At 58.9% G+C, this 2,391-nt stretch carries 3 protein-coding genes; all 3 read left to right on the forward strand.

All coding sequences use genetic code 11. The features are described 5' to 3' along the window. Positions 1-100: 100 nt before the first annotated feature. The 3 genes from tnpA (at position 101) to tnpC (ending at position 2,360) form a co-directional block, all read left to right on the forward strand. The gene (gene tnpA, locus Q7W83_RS29070; protein WP_082069254.1) at positions 101-418 is read left to right on the forward strand and encodes an IS66-like element accessory protein TnpA; all 318 of its coding nucleotides are present in this window, start codon (positions 101-103) and stop codon (positions 416-418) included. Further along, a complete protein-coding gene (gene tnpB, locus Q7W83_RS29075; RefSeq protein WP_045062372.1) occupies positions 415-750 on the forward strand; it encodes an IS66 family insertion sequence element accessory protein TnpB in 336 nt (111 codons plus the stop codon). Before tnpA ends, tnpB begins: the two co-directional genes overlap by 4 nt. Before the next feature lie 62 nt (positions 751-812). After that, positions 813-2,360: an IS66 family transposase gene (gene tnpC, locus Q7W83_RS29080; RefSeq protein WP_115148494.1), complete on the forward strand. Its 1,548-nt coding sequence runs from the start codon at positions 813-815 to the stop codon at positions 2,358-2,360. Positions 2,361-2,391: the final 31 nt, after the last annotated feature.

Genomic DNA, 2,391 nt, shown 5'->3' on the forward strand with positions numbered 1-2,391 from the left:
GTAAGCGTCCAGCCAACACACCTTCCGAACTCCAGCATTAAGGGCGATGGTGTCCGCGTATTTTTAAGCGGACGCGATCGCCCTTAACGTCAGGATTTCCATGCGCCAACGAAGCTCTTACCCGAAACCCTTCAAGGCCCAGGTTGTTCAGGAATGCCTGCAACCGGGCGCAACCCTATCCAGCGTTGCCATCAGCCACGGCATCAACGCCAACGTTATCCGCAAGTGGCTACCGCTTTATCGAGATCAGTCGCCAGCGGCGTTGCCAGCTTTCATTCCATTGAGAGCTACGCCCAAACGGCAAACGGAAGCGTTGGCGGTTATTGAGCTGCCATTTGGCGAGCAATCGATCTCAGTGAAATGGCCAACGTCCGATCCTGAAGGCTGCGCCCGCTTTGTCCGTGGGCTCACTCAATGATTCGCATCGATGCCATCTGGCTCGCCACCGACCCCATGGACATGCGTGCCGGCACTGAAACTGCGCTGGCCAGGGTGATCGCGGTGTTCGGTGCGGCGAAGCCGCACTGCGCTTATCTGTTCGCCAACCGCCGCGCCACTCGTATGAAAGTGCTGGTGCATGATGGGATTGGCGTCTGGCTGGCTGCTCGCCGGTTGAACCAAGGCAAGTTTCACTGGCCCGGCATTCGTAATGGCTACGAGATAGAGCTGGATGCTGAGCAACTTCAAGCGTTGGTGCTCGGCCTACCTTGGCAGCGTGTTGGGGTTGGCGGTGCAATCACACTGCTTTAAAAAGCTGTAATTAGCGCCTTGGCCTACTGCCGCAAGCGACCTGCTTTGGTAAAATCCAGGGCATGACTTCCTCGCCCAATCTCGATCAGATGACCCCCGACCAACTGCGCGCCTTCGCGGCGCAGTTGCTGTCGCAGGTTGATTCTCTCGGGCTGCAAGTCGACAGGATGGGCAAGAAGAACGACCGCGACCAAACCATCATCGAGCAACTCACCCACGAAATCGCTTGGTTCAAACGTAACAAGTTTGCCAAGCGCAGTGAGCAATTGAGCCCTGCTCAAGGCAGCCTGCTCGATGATCTGCTCGACACCGATATCGCGGCCATTGACGCCGAGCTGAAGGCGTTGAATCCGCCGGCTGCGTCGGCCGAGCCACGCAAGCAGCCCAAGCGTGTTCCTTTGCCTGCGCAGTTTCCGCGTACCGTGATTTATCACGAACCCGACAACACCCAATGCCCCTGCGGCTGCCAGCTCCAGCGGATCAGCGAGGACGTCAGCGAGAAGCTGGATTACACGCCGGGCGTGTTCACCGTGGAGCAGCATGTGCGCGGGAAATGGGTCTGCCGCGAGTGTGAAACGCTGACTCAGGCACCGGTTCCGGCCCAGGTAATCGACAAGGGTATACCGACCGCAGGGCTGCTGGCTCACGTGATGGTGGCCAAATTCGCCGACCATTTGCCGCTGTATCGCCAAGAGAAAATCTTTGGCCGCGCTGGCCTGGCTATCGCCCGCTCGACACTGGCGCAATGGGTCGGCCAGACCGGCGTGCAGCTCCAGCCGTTGGTCGATGTGCTACGCGAAACGGTACTTGCCGAAGGCGTGATCCACGCCGACGAAACGCCAGTGCAAATGCTCGCGCCGGGCCAGAAGAAGACCCACCGTGCTTACGTCTGGGCCTACTGCACTACGCCGTTTTCGGCGGTCAGGGCAGTCGTTTACGACTTCAGCCCGAGCCGTGCGGGCGAGCATGCACGTAACTTCCTTGGCCAGTGGGATGGCAAGCTGGTGTGCGACGATTTCGCCGGCTACAAGGCAAGCTTCCAGCAAGGCATCACCGAAATTGGCTGCATGGCCCATGCGCGCCGCAAGTTCTTCGATCTGCACGCGACGAACAAAAGCCAACTGGCCGAACAGGCGCTGCACTCAATTGGCAGCTTGTACGAAATCGAACGGCAAGCGCGGGAAATGACCGACGAAGATCGCTGGCGAATACGTCAGGAAAAAGCGGCACCCATTATCGACGCACTACATACCTGGATGATGGCCCAGCGCGATCTTGTGCCCGAAGGATCGGCTATTGCCAAAGCTCTGGATTACAGCCTCAGGCGCTGGACGGCACTGGCTCGATATCTCGAGGACGGCGCTGTGCCCATCGATAATAACGCGGTCGAAAATCAGATAAGGCCATGGGCACTTGGACGCTCGAACTGGTTGTTCGCCGGGTCACTACGCAGCGGTAAGCGGGCAGCCGCGATCATGAGCTTGATCCAGTCAGCACGCATGAATGGGCATGATCCGTATGCCTATCTCAAAGATGTACTGACGCGGCTGCCGACGCAGCGTGCCAGTGAGATTGATCAACTGCTGCCGCATCGGTGGATGCCCGCCTGAGTCACGCAAGGTGACTTCGGCGGACGCTTAC

The organism is Pseudomonas sp. 300 (assembly GCF_055803035.1).